Here is an 18390-nt window from a genome sequence, read left to right on the forward strand (position 1 = left end):
GCTCTGGGAGAAAATTTAATTTATATTACTTAGATGAGGTAGGGTTTAGTATGATTTCTGGGATTATAAGTACATAACTGGATATAGGATAATACTTAAATATCCGAGTCGCCATAGTTGAATTTGAGATAAATTTGGTGGCCGTTGATTAAATATTAATCCCTGGGAATAGATGCTTATATCAACTGGGACACTTTTTCCCGATTGGATCACGAAAAAATCGGAGAGAATGAGGGGAGAAAATTATGTAATTAATTTTGTCTAACTACTTAATACCTTTTTCTTATAGTGAGATGGGGAGATGGGAGGCAAAAGAAGTGCTAAATTACTCATCAGAAAGAAAAAAACTTATTCTTGGCAAATCTATCTTGTCAATAAATTAAGATTATTCTTAAGAAACCATCGTTTATGGCTGTTGTTGACAAGATAATTTTCATGATGGTGTTTATTGAATCTTAAAAAAACTATATACAAGAATAAACAAATTATACAAAGCCCTGTTATTAAAGCCCCTTGATAAAAATTGACTTAATTCTTTTCTCTTAAAAGCCTAGGCTATAAAAATAACAGATGTATGAAAACTAGATTTAGTATTAGATACTTTAGTAATGTATATTTTTAAATACATTGACTTTTCCGAAATATGGATTGGATAATAATTACATAAATTTTCTATTTTGTCAGTTTTTATGTTAATAAAAAAATTGATAAAGTATAGCTCAAAAGCCGGGGTTTAAATCAAACTTTTATGGTACACCAAAAGCCATAGCTGATAGGTGAGGACTGAATATTTACCCTTAGATATTCAGTCTAATTCTAATAAGATTGAATTAGTTGTTTTTATAAGGACATTTGCTAGTTTTTTTCACTTAAAAATAAAATTAGGATGACTACATGATTGCAGAAATTATATGCGTTGGTACAGAGCTATTATTAGGAGATATTTTAAATAGTAATGCTCAATTTTTAGCCAAACAATTAGCAAATTTAGGCATAGCTCATTATTATCAAACCGTAGTAGGAGATAATCCAGACAGAATCAAACAAGTATTAGCGATCGCTACAGACCGCTCACAAATATTAATTTTTACAGGAGGTTTAGGCCCAACTCCAGATGATTTAACTGTAGCAACTATTGCTGATTTTTTTGAGACCCCATTAATAGAAAGGCCTGAGATTATAGAAGATATTACCAAAAAATTTGCCCGAAGGGGTCGGATTATGACTGCCAGTAACCGGAAACAAGCTCTAATTCCCCAAGGTGCAAATATTCTACCAAATCCTATAGGCACAGCTCCTGGAATTATTTGGCAACCAGTACAAAATATAACAATAATGACTTTTCCTGGAGTTCCTACGGAAATGAAGTCAATGTGGCAAGAAACTGCTATACCTTATATGCAGAGTCAGGGTTGGTGTGAACAAACAATATATAGTCGGACTTTGAAATTTTGGGGTATTACAGAGTCAAGTTTAGCAGAAAAAGTAGCTCCATTTCTGGAAAAGGAAAATCCTACTGTTGCCCCTTACGCTAATTATGGAGAAGTAAAACTACGGATTTCCGCCCGTGCTACGTCCCTTGAATTAGCAAATAAATTAATTATTCCTGTAGAAGAAGAAATAAAAGATATTGCCGGAATTGACTTTTATGGAATTAACGATGAATCTCTAGCTTCGGTAGTAGGGAAGTTATTATTAGAATCTGGTGAAACTTTAGCTGTAGCAGAATCTTGTACAGGTGGTAGTTTAGGTAGTATGTTGACCTCTATTCCAGGAAGTTCAGAATATTTTTATGGTGGAGTTATCAGTTATGAAAATCAAGTGAAAATTACTCTCCTAGATGTTAATCTTGAAGATTTAATGGCTGAAGGTAGTGTAAGCCATGTAGTAGCAAAGCAAATGGCAAGTGGAGTGGTAAAGAAACTAGGAACTAATTGGGGAATTAGTATTACTGGTATTGCTGGACCTGGAGGTGGAAGTGATACTAAACCTGTAGGTTTAGTTTACATTGGGATAGCTAGATATGATGATATTGTAGAAAGTTTTGAATACCGCTTCAGTAATTTGCGTGATCGTAATTGGATTAGAAGAGTTAGTGTTTCTACAGCTCTTGACTTGTTGAGAAGAAAGTTATACTTATCTAAGCAAAGACCACAACATCATCAAGCTTGATTATAATTGAATTAGATGATAACAAAAACATACTAGAGTTTTTAACTTTAGTCCATAATTCCATAACATAAACTTATTATTAATGAATGGCCATAAAGACCACAGTTCAAGATACCGTGTTAACATAAAAAGATAAATCAACAAAAAGCCAGGATAATTATTTCTTTTGGCTAAGTTGTGAGAATATTCCAAGAACTTGATTTAACAAGGGAAGCGGCATATCCCGCCCCGCTTACCCCTCACTATACAAATAAAAAAAGTAAGTATGGTGAAAGTAACCAGTGGGAATTCAATTTAATGGATTACATTGAAAAAGTACTAGAAAAATTAAAGGAATGGACTCGGAAGCTAGTTGAGGCTTTGTTAGGACCAGAAGCACAACCAGAACCTATTCCTATTCCAGTAAACGACCGTCCCCGTCGTTCATAACTTTATCATTCAATCTGTAGATTATTTGTTTTTGTTTAATATTTTAGTTTTACATGGGCCAAACTTGAATCTCTTGGGTCTGCGTGAACCAGGAATATATGGCTCTGTAACTTTAGATAATATAAATCGACTGTTAAAACAAGAGGCGGAAGCCATTGGAGTCAAAATCTCCATATCACAGTCTAATCATGAAGGTGTCTTGGTAGATTTAATTCACTCAAGTAGTGAGCAACACCAAGGCATACTTATTAATGCTGGTGCATATACCCATACTAGTGTTGCCATTAGAGATGCTATTTCTGGGATTAATATTCCCACAGTAGAAGTTCATCTTAGTAATATATATAGTCGAGAAGAATTTCGACATCATTCTTTTATTGCACCAGTAGCTATTGGTCAAATTAGTGGTTTTGGTTCACAAAGCTATCTATTGGGACTAAAAGCAATAGTTAATTATCTTAAAAACAGGGGTGATTAAAAATAATTATCCAAAATGTATGTTAAAAATTTTTTTCTGATACAAATTACCTAATACCGTTTTGAAAGAAGAATGTATTTGAATAGTCAGGGAGATAAAAAGATTTTACAGGAGATGTCCACTAGAGCCAAAAAGATGATTTACTAATTAATTAAAAATGGTATTGTCATTATGAAAATGAGTTCTGACTTCTGAGTCTTAAAAATTCTCCTAGCTATTTGTAGCAAAAATTTATCACACTTGGTATAAGTTGTGAATTAAAGACAGAAGGCAAGGGTGAAGATGTATCCTATCTCATGTGGGCAACAAAGGAAATATAAGCACTAATTCTAACAATATAGCGACTTATTCTATTGTTGCTTCTTGCCTTCATAATGCTCGATCTATTCTATTCTCCTCAATGCTCGTGCTCCAAAAATTTTTTTTGGCAAATATTTGTTTATGATAAATATTCTTGTTAAAAAGGAAAAGCTATGGTATTTTTGATATTTCTCAATTGACACAATCAAGAAAAGAAGAAAGTAGATAGAAAATTTATTAATCTCAATTATTATTATATTATAGCAGATTTTTATAGCAAATTTCGGACAAATGAGTTACAAGCCGTGAAGAGTAAAACTATTATGATATTATGAATATCACTAAATTTTTAGTGAACTCACCGGTAGGGAAAAATGCTGTATAACTGTTATATAAAAAAGCTATGCTAGTGCAACAATAATTATTTTTAAAATAAATATTAGATTTAGAAGATATCTTTAAATAAATATTAAATCTTGATGTAGGGTAATTAATTCGCAGATTTGCTCGTTAAGCTAAACAATCTATTTGATTCGCCTTAACCCAGATAAATTAAAGTTTTGAGTAGACTAATAGATTGATTTTATGAATAGCTTCGTAAGTTAAATTATCTTGCTTGATTGTTAAACTGAATAATCTATGTGATTCGCCGTAACCCAACGAAATGTAAGTTTTGAGTAGACTAATAGATTGATTTTATGAATAGCTTAGTAAGTTAAATACTCTTGACAAGAATTAAATTATTCTGGATGTACAATATTTTTTTTTAGTGAGTAGTAATATAAATATGTATAGATAGTGTAAGAAGCTTAAATAATAAAAATTGTATAATGAAAAAATAATGCAGTATTCTCTTTTAAAGAAATTTCAAGGTGCTTTACTAGGAGCAGTTTTAGGAAATTATATAGGTTCTCATTTTGAGTATCAGGTCAGAAAAAATAGAGGAAATTATAAATTATTTATTAATCAGCATAAATGTTATCTATCAAATTCACAGAAAAACTACTTACAAAAATGGGGAGAAGCTACATTTAATTGCGCAAAAAGCTTAATTAGCCAACAAGAATTTAATGAAGAGAATTGGCAGAAAGTTTATATAGAATGGAAAAATAAATGGGAGGACCAAAAAGATTATACTGGTGAACCCAACAAAATCAAAGATTCTCCAATAGAATTAGAAAAGTTAGTAAGGAGAGTTAATGATAAGGAGTCTAATTTTCAATACATAAACGATGATGTTTTGATTCCTACAGCCAGTAATGCAATTATTGCTAGCTTGCCAGTTTCTTTGATGTATCATGAAGATGAATTAAAACTCCAACAAAAATTGCGACAATGGGGAAATGTTTGGCAAAATTGCTTAGAAGTAAACCTAAGCAATTTAGTTATTGGATATACAATAGCTCAAGCCTTGACAGAAAGATTAGACCCTCGAACCATCATACCGAAAATTATCAATTATATTGGAGAAAAAGAATCAATAGTAGACCAACTTAGACAGGTAGAAAAATTGATTAATCAGGGAGCAAATTTAGATGCGGCAATAAATATTTTTTCAAAAAATGTTAGTTTTTTTGATAATGGGCAAATATCTAATGAGGGTCAACAAAAATCCCAATCTTGTACTTTTTTTATACCTATTTCTTTGGCCTTATACTGCTTTCTAAGTACCCCGGAGGACTTTGGTTTAGCAGTATTGTGTTCTGCAAGAACAGCATGGTCAACTCAGGTTTGTGCCATAGTAAGTACTTTATCAGGAGCTTATAATAGTATTGCTGGAGTTCCTGTGGAATGGCGACAAAAAATGGGTGTTGAACTGTTGGGAATGAAAGATGAAGTAGAGATTATGAAGTTGGCAAAAAGCCTTTGGGCAGTTTGGTGTGGGGTTTATGATCCAAATAATCTGACACAAAGTCTGGTTCCAGCAGTTGCTGCGAGCAATGTGATTCGTCCTCGCCCTTGCCCAGCTAATGGATATTGAAAACTCTATGATGTTTTGACATCAAGAAATATGTATCTGACACGTTTGATTGGGATATTATTTAAACCCCAGAAAAAAGGACAAGTATCGCGTTGGTCAACTCTGGCAACTTCGCCCATGTTGGTCATACTAGCAATAGTATCTCTAACCGCTACTATGGGCCAGCGATATTATAACCAGCCAGAGTTAAAAGAGGGAACTATTGCTCCTCAAATTATCCGCGTTCCTCAAGATGATACGGTGATAGATCATAAACTTACTGATGAGAGACGTAAGTCAGCTAGACTTGGGGATATAACTGTATTTATGATTGATCAATCAGTTAATCGGAAAGTAGATAAGGAATTAGAAGAAATACTAACAGTGGGTAATAAAGCTAGATATATGGTTGCTAATTTTCCTTTTGTAAATACAGGTATATTATCAACAATTACTCAGCGATACTTACGTCAAGTTTCTCAACAAAAGTGGCAAGCTATTCAAAAGATAGTGGAGGAAGAGTTACAAGAAAGACCGCCTGGACCTGAGTCAGAAAGAAATGTTTCTGCTAGCTCAACTCAAAAAACTCGAAAAGTTACAAATGAAAAGAATGATATTATACGCCCAACTTCAACAGATGAGGAATTGTCAAAGGGAAAATCAATACTGGCAGGTAATCAAAAAAATAGTTCTATAGTGGTTAGTAGTAGAGATAAAAAAGTAATTTCAGAGTTACTAACTTATCGTAAAAAGAGTTTATTTGAAAACTACCTCAAAGTTTTAGAGGAAGTTTCACTTGCTCGCAATTTTTATAAAAATGCTAAAAAACTTTTGGCTCAAGAGCAAGAAAATGAAGGTTATGAGGTATATGATCATACTTTACTAGAGCTGTATGATTCTACTTGGCAGAAAACTCAAATAGGTATTAAAACTGTAAAAGATCGTATGTTGGCTCAAGGAATATCACCAAATTTCCCCAAAAAGAAATGGGTGAATGCAATAAAAGCACAAGTAGTTGGTGTGCTGCCATTGGAAACTCAAGATTTAGCAGTCAATATTTTGAAGAACATTTTGGAGCCGAATTTAGCTAAAGATCAAGATGAAACTAGGAAATTAGTAGAAAAGGAAGCACAAAATGTTAAGCCTGTGCAGTATAAAGTTCGTAAGAATGAAGTTATTGTTAAAACAGGAGAAAAAATTAACCGTAAGGCATTTGTGCTTTTGGATAATTTTTCTTTGAGTCGCCGCAGAGTCAATTGGCGTAGCTTGGTGGTATTTGTGTGTATTGTGAGTGCTTCTGTAGCTATAGTCGTTATAGTAGGAAAAAAATTTCAATCCTGTTTAAGGCGCAGAGATCATATACTCTTATTGTTGTTAAGTTTGAGTGCGCCATTACTGGTGGCATTGAGAATACCCTGGACTAGTAGTTTGCCAGCAATTGGTTTGTTGGTGGGAAATTTCTACGGTTCAACTATGGGAGTAACATTGGTGGGGTTGATATCTGTAGTACTGCCTATTGGTATGGATGTTGACAAAATAGATTGGTTTGCTAGTGCTGTTGGTGGTATTGTTGGCAGTCTAGTGGTAGAAAAAATGCGATCGCGTGAGGAACAGGCACTTTTAGGTGTAGGGGTGGGTTTAACTCAAGGTATGGTGTATTTGTTGACAAATTTGATTGTTCGTGCTAATCCTGGATTGTTATGGTATGCAATCATCGGTCCAGTGGGTTGGCAAGTACTAACAGGTTTGATTTGGGGTATCGTGGCTTTGGGTTTGAGTCCGTATTTAGAGCATTTGTTTGATTTAATTACTCCGATCCGTTTGTCTGAGTTGGCTAATCCTAATCGCCCTTTGTTGAAGCGTTTGGCATCGGAAGCACCTGGTACTTTTCAGCACACTTTGTTTGTGGCAACTTTGGCGGAAGCAGCAGCACGAGAAATTGGTTGCAATGTAGAATTGGTGAGAACGGGTACTTTATATCATGACATTGGTAAAATGCACGATCCATTGGGTTTTATTGAAAATCAAATGGGTGGACCGAATAAACATGATGAAATTAATGATCCGTGGATGAGTGTAGAAATTATTAAAAAGCATGTTACTGAAGGGTTGGTGATGGCTCGTAGACATAGATTACCAAAGGCTATTCAGGCGTTTATTCCTGAACATCAGGGTACAATGTTAATTGCTTTTTTTTATTACCAGGCAAAGCAAAGATCTGAGAAGGAAGAGAAGGTAATTGAGGAAGAGCTTTTCCGCTATGCAGGTCCTATTCCGCAGTCACGGGAAACAGCTATTGTGATGTTGGCAGATTCTTGTGAAGCAGCGTTGCGATCGCTTAAGGATGCGAATCATAAGGATGCACTACAGATGGTGAAGAAAATTTTGCGGGCACGGTGGCAGGATCATCAATTGGTTGATTCTGGTTTGACGAGAGGAGAAATCTCAAGTATTGCAGAAATTTTTGTACAAGTTTGGGAACAGTATAATCACAAACGTATTGCTTATCCTAAAGGGGCAATAAATCCAAATCAGGTAAAGACTGTAAAATCTAGTTGTTAGTTATTAGTATATTTATGATCTTAAAAATAGACAAAACTTATCTATGACTATTTTTCTGAACTATATAACAAAAATGACCTATGGTGTGCTTCATTATATGGTCAATGCGCTGTCTGGTATATAGATTTTGGGTGGCGACTCTGAGTAAGTTTTACCTTCAAATAAACAAGACAAAGATATTTTCAATATTCACTAACCTCTTTGAGGGTAGTCTTCCCATAAATTAGTTATCTGGCGCAGACTAGAATGTTCTCCGTTACCGATAATAATATGATCTAGTAAGGGTATATCTAAAATTTGCGCTCCTGCTAAAAGTTGTTTAGTTAAATTGATATCTTCAGGGCTTGGTTCGACATTTCCTGAAGGATGGTTATGAGAAATAATTACTCTGCTTGCACCTTGGCGAATCACTTCTCCAAAAATTTCGCGGGGATGAGCTAATGTTTCTGTTGCTGTACCAATAGTAATTACCTGAGTTCCGAGTAAGCGGTTCTTTACATCTAATAATAAAACAGCAAATTTTTCTTGGGTTTGCCACATCAAATCTTGACTCAAGGCATCAGCAGCAGCTTGGGGACTTTCAACAACTGCTAATTCTGGAGGGCGAGATTGAAATACTCTTTTTCCTAATTCAATAGCAGCGAGAATAGTTGTTGCTTTCGCTGTACCAATACCATGAATTTGAGTTAATTCTTGAACTGTAATATTACGGAGAATTGAGAGGGGGTCACGCTCATATTGACTTAATTGATTTAATATGTATTGTCCGAGGCCAACAGCAGAGAGTTTTCCTTTTCCTTGACCCGTACCTAGTAGAATAGCAATTAATTCTGCCGTCGAAAGACTTTGAGAACCACAGGCAATTAATCTTTCCCGTGGTCGTTCATTACTAGGTAAGTCTGCTATTCTGAGGCTGTAGGTCATTTCTAGTTATTACTTATTAGTTATCAGTACTTCTAGCTGAATTATAAAACTTGAAATACTAGAGTTAATTTTTTTCAACATAGCATAGTTTAGTCACAGATAAATTCGATAAACACAAAAATTTTATAAAATTCAGTATTATTTATTATATTGCAATATTATTCTTATTTATAGAATCAACTTTAGTTATAAAAAATCAACAGGTTAAATATGGCAATACTCAAACTAGAAGACGGTACAATATACACTCAGCTTCACGATATTTCTCGTGAACTTTCTTCTCTAAACATTCAACTAAATCATTGGCCTGTAGGAGATAATCTAGAAACTCATAATCTACTGGAAAAAGATGTGCTTAGTGATGATCAAAAAGAAGAATTCTTGCAAAGTGTGGATCACTATTTTGAGGAACTAAAAGAAACTGCTGGTTATCAGTCACGAGACTTATTGGCGATACATCCAGAAATTCCTAATCTTGATGCTATCTTATCAAAGTTCGATAAGTGTCATACCCATGCAGATGATGAAGCACGTTATATTGTGGCTGGAATTTGTATTTTTGGTTTTGTACGTCCCGATGATAGTCAAGTCGAACTAACACTACAGCCACAAGAATATATTAATATACCAGCTAATACAGAACATTGGTTTTATTTGACACCAGAAAAACGGGTTAAGGCTGTGAGATATTTCTCTTCCACAGAAGGCTGGACTCCTCATTACACTTCTACGGAAATTCATTTTAAAAAATCATAGTATAAAGTATTAATTGAGGTAAATATAAACTACTCAGGTACTTACTAATTACTACTATAGTATTGTGTATTTTTTGTGATTCTTTCCGATATTTACACTCCCTCATTTATATGGTGTAGTTATGTACATCCTACTACCAAAAAAGATAGTACAAAAACTAGCCAATAAATTTATAGGTAATACCAATTTCCATGGATTAATACTATAGTTAGGCAGCACTTTAAAAATTTAAGTGATTAACACACTCTTGTCATAACTTTTTAAGTGTTTTGATCAAGTGTTAATATTAATGTTAATGTTAATTTTTAGATGTGTTATATGGATGCCTTTATACAACATCCCTAACCCCACTTTTTGACTCCCTCTTCCTAAGAGGGGTTAGGGGTGAGTCTCCTACTATTGAGAAATGTAAAAAACTTTTTTAGAAATGGTATAAACTATTGTAGAGGGTTTGATTTTCTAACCTCTATCATAAATTTGATATTGATTTTATCAAAGAATATGAAAAAATCTATAGGCAATAAGAAATGAATTTTTAATCAGGAATATAGGAAAGGCTTTAGTTCAGCAACTTAAATAAAAAAAATGTCTTGCTAATTGGTAGATTTTATTGCTCTATAAGCCTGACTAATAAATAAGGTCTTAAACCTCATTTTCTAGGGGGTAGAAAAAGGAATTTTTTGATTTTTTTTTACTTTCTGTTAAAGCTCAAGGTAATAATAACTAATAAATGAAATGATAAGCATATCGAGGATCAGCACCATTACACTCATTGTTTAACTCTTCTAGTTTAACCTGAAGTATATAGCATTAGAGGTTTAGTCTTACATATAGGTGTAATTAATTTTGTTTGCCTGTTTAAATCTCATTTTTTTTGCTTCCTATCTTAAAAAAAACAAGTATAAATATCTTCGTTATTCCTATTAATGCTAATCTAAAATTATACAATTCACTAAAAAAAACTATGAAATACAACAAGCTTGGCGATAGTAACCTTAATGTTTCAGAAATTTGTTTAGGCACGATGACCTATGGACTACAAAATACTATTGAAGAAGCTCATCAACAACTTAATTATGCTGTTGCTGAAGGTATTAATTTTATTGATACGGCAGAAATGTATCCCGTGCCAAGTAGGGCTGATACTCAAGGAAAAACAGAGGAATATATTGGTGAATGGTTAGTTAAACAACAACGGGATAAGTTAATTATTGCTACAAAAGTTACTGGTCCTAGTCCTAGAATTACATGGATTCGTGGGGAAAATCGTAAAGTTAACCGAGCTAATATTCAGCAAGCAATAGAAGATAGTTTGCGTGCTCTTCAGACTGACTATATTGACCTTTATCAAATCCATTGGCCTGACCGTTATGTGCCTCTATTTGGTGCCCCAGATTATGATCCAAATAATGAGTGGGATTCGACGCCTATTGCGGAGCAATTAGAAGTATTTGCAGAGTTAATTAAAGCTGGAAAAATTCGTTATTTAGGAGTAAGTAATGAGACGGCTTGGGGACTGTGTGAATTTTGTCATCTAGCAGAAAAATTAGGTTTACCAAAAATAGTTTCGATTCAAAATGCTTTTAGTTTAGTGAATCGTGTTTTTCATATTAATATAGCTGAAGCTTGTCGATTTAATAATGTGGGATTAATGGCTTATAGTCCTCTAGCTTTTGGTATTTTAACAGGTAAATATTTGCAAGGAGTTCCTGAGAATTCTCGTCTAGCTTTTTTCCCCGGATTTGACCAACGTTATCGTAAAACAAATTTGACTGAAGCGATAAAAAGTTATATAGAAATTGCCAATAAAAATAATATGACTCCGGCACAATTAGCATTAGCTTATGTGAATTCTCGATGGTTTGTAGCTAGTACAATTATTGGAGCAACAACTATGGAACAACTGAAGGAAAATATTAGTAGTGTGGAGATAAGTTTGACTGAGGAAATTATTGCTGAAATTGATACAGTTCATGCTAAATATCCTAATCCTACACCTTAGAATAAAATCTGAAGGAGTAAGGTAAAATTTATTAAGTTATAGTAGGTTATACTTTGGGGATACCAATTAATTTTTTAAGGTTTTACAAATAGTTTCTAACTTTAAGTTTTAAATAATTTCCTGAAATTACTGGGTTTTTCAAAGTTTTTAGCTGATAAAATCTTAATGGATAAATGCATGACTTCTGTGAAATAGTATGAGGTAAATTTATCTCGGATAAGTAGGGCTATGGACGTTGTATACAACGTCCGTACAACATAAGAATAATTAAGGCGCTTTTGGTTTTTTATTATCAAAAAATCTACTATTTATGTATTAATTACTGAATAATTAAAGTTTCACCTAGGTAGAAAGTTATTTACTTACTTTGGATATAAATTACTGTCAATTTATTCTGAAATACTTCTATTATTAATAGTGATTTATTTCTCAGCACGACTGCTATAATTCATTTGAATAATTTTTTTTTTGATTTACTTTTTATAGTGCTTTTACTTCAGTTATTTACAATTTACAGCTCAAAGTTGGTTCTAGAAAATATGTAAAAAAATAATGTGTAAATACCCTAGAATGTGATGCTATCTAAATTCTATAAAAGCGAAGGTCTATTTTTGTTTTTATGGAGAGAATGTGGCAACTAAATCTAAAACAATTTTCAGAAAATTACTGGTTTTATAAATATTTTTCTCTAAAATAATCCTGAGTTTATGTTGTAAAATATAACTGTTTTGGTTGATAAATGAAACTGAAGCTAGACAAGTTAAGTAATTTGTTGATCTTGAATACAGTTGGCAATTATATATCTTGAGTTGAACTTAATTTTTTGAGGTTTATCTTTAAGAAAACTAATTTATTGCAAATCCTGTATAAGTACGAATTTCTGGGGGATACAACCCTAATTTTTTTGACTTTTAGGAATACCTACTATTGATTAAATCTAAAGCTGTTCTATGTTCTAATTCATATTCGTAAATCCAATTTTTATGATTAATAATTTCTCAGTTCACTATACAACTATGTACCTTTTTTACTTTTAAATATCCTACAGTTAGTAACAAATATTTTTTGTGGTTTTTAGTAATTATAATTTTTCGAGATCAGTTACTTTAAGCTTATGGTCAATTAGGATATTACCCGAGAGTTTTAGTAATAATTTGATGATAATTATTTATGATATTTGTTCAAAAATAATCTCTTTGAAACTATGTTGACGTTTACTTTTGCTGACATTCGAGAGTTTAACAGTGATATCATCACTAGCACTGGTAATAATTTTGCCATTAGGACTCTAGGCAACTTCACGCAATTTATCTTGATGTTCTCCGATGTCTGTCAGCTCTCCCGTTTCAATATTCCATGTTTTTCAGATGCTCCCCGGCTTAAATATATGGGGGTTGGTTCTCACAAAAAGTGATTCTTTTATGAAATAATATCTTGATCTATAAAAGCCATTTAGGATTTTTTTCAAGAAAAGCGATCGCCTAAAAATACGAGGAAGGGATCAATGAATATGCTGGTTTATTAATTCAAGAAGAAAGGGGGGGTCGGTTAACTTTTGACTTATTCTCCATCCCCTATCAAAATAAAAGGCGACCAATAAAACGGACTCACATCTGACCTAGCATAACTTAATTTCGCCTGACGTAATGCTTCCACCTTGGTCATTCCTTGTTTCAAATTATCATAAAATTTCACCATAATATCCTTTGTTGTTCCATCCTCGGCATTCCATAAACTGGCTATGACAGCATCCGCACCTGCACGCTCAAATAAATAGGCAACTCCTGCTATTTCTTCTCCGTTGGAGTCCGCTTTCATGGCTGTTTGGCATGCACTCAAAGCGATTAAATCTGTATTTTCTAATCCTAAACGTGCTGCATTGGCAATATTAAAGGTTTTATTGTTGGCAAACAAAATAGTATTTTCTTCTAAACCCTGCTCACGGCAACCACCTTTTTGAAAGCAGCCGTGGGTAGCTAGATGCACTAAGGGAAAACCGGGAGATTCGTTTTCAAAACTGCTGAGGGTCGCTTTTTCTCGAGTTAAGGATTTTCCTGATAAGTTTTCCGCGATAATTTTCGCTTCATCTTCTGCACCGCGGAGGTTGATCTCTGTGGGCTGGGGATTTCCAAATGCCAATACTTTCAGGGACTTTGTCGGCTCTTTTGGCTCCTGTCTGGTGGCAGAGATGCGGGTCAGGTAGTGGATGGGATATTTGGCTATTAAATATTGCTCGGTTTGATTATCATATAGGGTTTCAAAGGGAATATAACGCAATTTTCCTGTGGGGATGATGGCTAGTCGTTTGGGGGAGTAGGCGGCTATTTCTGTTTCTATGGGGCGGATGAGATAGTCGTAGAGTTTTTCTTGGTTAGTGGCGTAGTTGTCGGCGTTGGGTTTTTCTAGTTGGCTGCGATATTCGGTGAGGATGCTATCAAATTCTTTAGCATCTATGGGGAGTTTTTTGACGAGGGTGGCTTGGTCTCTGGTCACGAGGAATATAGCTATGCTATCGGGGACACTTTTCAGACCAGTTAAAAGAGCAGGTTGAATAACAACGGTGCCCGGTGGAATATTGGCTTTGAGTTTGTCGATGTCTTTGGGTTCAAATTCAAAAAGCTCGGCAACTTCTGGATATTTCTGGCTAGCGTTTTCTGCGAGTTGGTTGTTTTCTGCTTGTAACTGCTTAATTTGTTGGGAAAGTTGGGTAGTTGTTCCATCTTCTATTTTGCTATAGAGAGCTTGCAATTTTTGATAGTTTTCTTCCCATTGGTTAATCAGTTTTTGGGCTTCTGGGTTTTTGACTTTGGCCTTAATAAGGCGGGTGTAGTCGGCGAGGTCGAAAGTGGTGGCTAGATTATACCATTTCCAAGCGGCTTCGGGTTGGTTTTGGTCGATGAGAAGATCGATCAGGGCGATCGGTGTCCACTTATTATATTGGAAATTTAAAAAAGTTTTGCGATTTTCTTTTTTTAAACCCCCACGAATTTCTAGGGTAATTTTTACTGACTTTTCCAAGTGGTCTATGGCTTTTTCTGGTTGGTTGCTATCTCGGTAAACTTTACCAATACTACTGAGAGTAGTAGATTCTAATGAGCGAGCGCCCACTTCTTGCATGATAGGTAAAGCTTTCTGTAAGTATTCTAATGCCTTTTGGGGTTGACCTATACTGCTGTAAACGTTACCAATATTATTCAGAGTAGTAGCTTCTTGTGAGCGATAGCCCACTTCTTGCCAGATAGGTAAAGCTTTTTCGAAGAATTCTAATGCCTTTTGGGGTTGACCTATATTAGAGTAAACTAGACCAATATTATTGAGAGTAGTAGCTTCTTGTGAGTGAGCGCCCATTTCTTGCGAGATAGGTAAAGCTTTTTCGTAGTATTCTAATGCCTTTTGGGGTTGACCTATACTGCTGTAAACTAGACCAATATTATTGAGAGTAGTAGCTTCTTGTGAGCGAGCGCCCACTTCTTGCGAGATAGGTAAAGCTTTTTCGTAGTATTCTAATGCCTTTTGGGGTTGACCTATATTATCGTAAACTAGACCAATATTATTGAGAGTAGTAGCTTCTTGTGAGCGAGCGCCCACTTCTTGCGAGATAGGTAAAGCTTTTTCGTAGAATTCTAACGCCTTTTGGGGTTGACCTATGTCAGAGTAAACTCCACCAATATTATTGAGAGTAGTAGCTTCTCCAAAGCGATAGCCGACTTCTTGCCAGATAGGTAAAGCTTTTTCGTAGAATTCTAATGCCTTTTGGGGTTGGCCTGTTTGGTCGTAAACATAACCAAGACCAAGGTTAGCCACTGCCTCATATTTTCGGTCTTTAATTTTTCTAGCAATAGCTAAAGCTTCTTGAAGCGTTTCTATAGACTCCTGATATTGGTATTGCCCTATTTGTTGCTGTGCTGTTTTTATTAGTTGCTCTAACTTTTCTGCCTGAGAGTTTGAACTTTGAGCATAACTGCTTTGTGGTAATAGCGGCAGTATTAGGGCAGTTGTAGTCAGGGTTGTTATTCCTATTAGACAGGTAACAATAATTCGTTTCATTTTCTGATTTTCTCCAAATAAATAATTAAATAATTAATCAGGACTTATCCCTAGTCAGAATTCAGTCAGGGATGACTTTTGAGCGCCCCCCTTGGGGAGACAAAGGGGGGTTGAATTGTAACTTTTGACTTGCCCGTAGTAGTGCTATACCATTACTATCCAGGACCACCAAATATTATTCTTTTCTTGACTTTAATGTAGCAGTAATAATCCAAATTTGTCGCTCCGGTTCAAACTCCATCTTACTCACAACATAACGACTATTAATAATATTCCTCATCTCCCTGGGTATACCCTCTCTTTCATCCACCCGAATCACACTTTCTGGTTTAATCTCAATAGGATTCTGATCTGCATTTGTCCATACCAACCCATCCACTCCCACTTCAAAACGTCGAACCGTCCCTATTTCGTCTACACTACCCCCACGAAGAATTATTATCCCATCAGAAGCGGGCCACCAAAGGTCTCCATAAAAGCTAATCTCTTGAACATTAGCGATCGCTTCTCGACCACGACTTCCACCTTTTTTAACAGTAATATATTCAGAATTTACATCTATTACCCTTTAACCAAGTTGCTGACTTTATCACCTTTCTAAAATTTAGAGAAAAGTTAATTAAACTCAACCTAAATACAGAACAATTAGCCCAACTTTATCAAGAATTTGCAGAAGAAGATCGTCAACTTGCCGAAGAAGGAATCAATGAATATGCTGATTTATTAACTCAAGAAGATAGACTATGAAAACTGAACGAGGAGAAATTTGGATTGCCACTCTTAACCCCACACAAGGTTCTGAACAAGCAGGAATTCGTCCAGTTATTATCTTTCAAGAAAACACGATTTCTCAATTTACTACGACTATTATTACCATCCCTTTAACTACTAATTTAAGATGAAGTTCTTTACCTAGTTGTTTACTTATTCCCACAAATGAAGGTGGATTAAATCAAGATTCAGTTGCTTTATGTCATCAATTAAGAGTATTAGATAAAACTCGTTTAGGTCACAAGTTAGGAAAACTAAGTTCAACTATCGTAAATCAATTAGAAAGTATTGTATTATTTACTTTAGGTTATAAATGAAAAACATATTTCATAGCTCTAAAATTTTCCTCACCTCAACTAAAACTTCTGTAGTCAGGGTTGTTATTCCTATTAGACAGGTAACAATAATTCGTTTCATTTTCTGATTTTCTCAAAATAAATAATTAAATAATTAATCAGGACTTACCCACTGGCACTACACCAGCGTTAGGACGAATGCCATTCGCTCCTACATATGGCGTTTGCAGAATAAGATCGTCAACTTGCCAAAGAAGGAATCAATTTGAGGTACATTTATGGATAAAGTAGTATTCCCAAGATTCCTGCAACGGGAATTACCAAAATCACATCAACTTTGAAGCGTAAGATAGCAAACAACCCACCCATTAAAATTAAAGCTGAGACCCAATGAATTTTCACACCTTGTAATAAAATCAATGCTGCAGCAAAAATCATACCAATTACAGCAGGACGAACGCCTTTTAATGCGGTCTGAATTGTAGACGAATTCTTAATCTGTTCTAGTAAGTCGGAACAAGTAATCATCAACATTGCGGGGGGGAAAAAGATACCAATAGTTGCAACCAAAGAACCTAGTATTCCCTTGACGGCATAACCAATGAAAGCTGCACTAATGAGGATTGGACCAGGTGTTATTTGACTTAAAGCGATCGCACTCGCAAATTCTGTTTGGGTAACCCATCCATAATTATTGACAACAATCTCTTGAATCATAGGAATGAAAACATAACCACTGCCAAACAAAGTTAGGCTCATCCCTGAAAAAACGATAAAAAGTTTAGCTAGACTAGTATTTTCCAAAAAAGGAAGTGGAACTAAATACAAAACCAAGAATGCTGAGAGAACAAAGGAAGAAAGAAGCAATTTTGTCTTTGAGATTAATGGAGAAGTGATAGGACTAGAGATATTACTAGTAGATAGTTCACTAGCAGTAGCATCATAATATAAAAGGTAACCAAAAATTCCAGACCCTAGTACAATAAGTAAAGTTGTGTAAAATCCACCTACAAACTTGAGAATAATAAAGGCAGCAACAGCAATTGAAATAGACTTCCAATTTTTAAGTGTTCTAATTGTTTTTTTGCTCAGTCGCCATATAGCTACTAATATAATGGCAACCATAGCTGGGATAAATCCAGCAAAAGCTTTACTAATGGCAGAAATTTCACCTACTCGAAAGTAAAAAGCCGTAAAGCTGACAACGAGAAGATAAGTTGGTAGCAATACTCCAGTAGTGCTAGCAAACGCTCCTCTAATCCCTCGAATTTTATAACCTATGTAAGCAACAACATTTACAGCAACCGGTCCGGGAAGAACTGTTGCTAGAGAAATACCATCAAGCATTTCTTCATGAGATAGTAGCTTATGTTGTTGAACAATCATACTTTCACACACTGAAACTAGTGCCATAAAGCCCCCAAAAGCCGTACTCCCAATTTTCAAAAATGCCCAAAATAGGAAACTTTCTTTCTTTAACTTTGATTTAGCATCATTTGGGATTGAAGTATCAGTCATGTCGCCCATTTTACAAACCTCCTTCTAACTGGACTTTTGAAAAAAATAGATTGAAAATAATCTTAAAACCTTATATAGCGCTACGTGCTAAGGTTAGGACATTTTTAGATTCCTTAACAATATTTTTTAATACATGAAAGAAGTTAAAAGTGTCCTAACGTCTTTTTGTACTACT

The 18390-nt window shown here is 34.6% G+C and carries 11 protein-coding genes and 1 pseudogene; 8 read left to right on the plus strand and 4 right to left on the minus strand.

Annotation, left to right across the window (positions count from 1 at the left end; genetic code table 11):
* The first annotated feature begins 894 nt into the window (after positions 1–894).
* The 5 genes from TERY_RS12735 to TERY_RS12755 all read left to right on the plus strand — a co-directional run bounded on the left by TERY_RS12735 (position 895) and on the right by TERY_RS12755 (position 7901).
* On the plus strand, positions 895–2172 hold the full coding sequence (locus TERY_RS12735) for a competence/damage-inducible protein A (protein WP_011612217.1): 1278 nt from the start codon (positions 895–897) through the stop codon (positions 2170–2172).
* A 297-nt stretch (positions 2173–2469) separates the two neighbouring features.
* Positions 2470–2601, plus strand: coding sequence for a hypothetical protein (locus tag TERY_RS36905; protein WP_011612218.1), 132 nt, complete (start codon positions 2470–2472; stop codon positions 2599–2601).
* Between the two features lie 31 nt (positions 2602–2632).
* A complete protein-coding gene (gene aroQ, locus TERY_RS12745; protein WP_044136786.1) occupies positions 2633–3079 on the plus strand; it encodes a type II 3-dehydroquinate dehydratase in 447 nt (148 codons plus the stop codon).
* 1141 nt (positions 3080–4220) lie between these two features.
* Positions 4221–5360: an ADP-ribosylglycohydrolase family protein gene (locus tag TERY_RS12750; protein ID WP_011612220.1), complete on the plus strand. Its 1140-nt coding sequence runs from the start codon at positions 4221–4223 to the stop codon at positions 5358–5360.
* Between the two features lie 15 nt (positions 5361–5375).
* The gene (locus tag TERY_RS12755) at positions 5376–7901 is read left to right on the plus strand and encodes an HD family phosphohydrolase (protein WP_196797014.1); all 2526 of its coding nucleotides are present in this window, start codon (positions 5376–5378) and stop codon (positions 7899–7901) included.
* A gap of 192 nt (positions 7902–8093) precedes the next feature.
* Here TERY_RS12755 and radC read toward each other — a convergent pair whose 3' ends face one another.
* On the minus strand, positions 8094–8825 hold the full coding sequence (gene radC / locus TERY_RS12760) for a RadC family protein (protein ID WP_011612222.1): 732 nt from the start codon (positions 8823–8825) through the stop codon (positions 8094–8096).
* Between the two features lie 210 nt (positions 8826–9035).
* Between radC and TERY_RS12765 the strand changes: the two genes are divergently transcribed.
* Positions 9036–9581 carry a 1,2-dihydroxy-3-keto-5-methylthiopentene dioxygenase gene (locus TERY_RS12765; protein WP_011612223.1) on the plus strand — a complete coding sequence of 182 codons (546 nt, stop codon included), beginning with the start codon at positions 9036–9038 and terminating at the stop codon, positions 9579–9581.
* A gap of 964 nt (positions 9582–10545) precedes the next feature.
* The gene (locus tag TERY_RS12770; protein ID WP_011612224.1) at positions 10546–11583 is read left to right on the plus strand and encodes an aldo/keto reductase; all 1038 of its coding nucleotides are present in this window, start codon (positions 10546–10548) and stop codon (positions 11581–11583) included.
* A gap of 1560 nt (positions 11584–13143) precedes the next feature.
* Here TERY_RS12770 and TERY_RS12775 read toward each other — a convergent pair.
* Together TERY_RS12775 and TERY_RS12780 are read right to left on the minus strand one after the other, a co-directional pair.
* Entirely contained in the window at positions 13144–15630 is a 2487-nt protein-coding gene (locus TERY_RS12775; protein WP_011612225.1) for a tetratricopeptide repeat protein, read from the minus strand.
* 175 nt (positions 15631–15805) lie between these two features.
* Entirely contained in the window at positions 15806–16009 is a 204-nt protein-coding gene (locus TERY_RS12780) for a hypothetical protein (RefSeq protein WP_370495400.1), read from the minus strand.
* Positions 16010–16373: 364 nt separating this feature from the next.
* Here TERY_RS12780 and TERY_RS12785 point away from each other — a divergent pair.
* A pseudogene (locus TERY_RS12785) lies at positions 16374–16718 on the plus strand (type II toxin-antitoxin system PemK/MazF family toxin).
* 255 nt (positions 16719–16973) lie between these two features.
* Here the strand turns inward: TERY_RS12785 and chrA are convergent.
* Positions 16974–18224: a chromate efflux transporter gene (gene chrA, locus TERY_RS12790; RefSeq protein WP_011612227.1), complete on the minus strand. Its 1251-nt coding sequence runs from the start codon at positions 18222–18224 to the stop codon at positions 16974–16976.
* Between the last annotated feature and the right edge of the window lie 166 nt (positions 18225–18390).

It is taken from the genome of Trichodesmium erythraeum IMS101 (assembly GCF_000014265.1).
Taxonomy (GTDB): Bacteria; Cyanobacteriota; Cyanobacteriia; order Cyanobacteriales; family Microcoleaceae; genus Trichodesmium; species Trichodesmium erythraeum.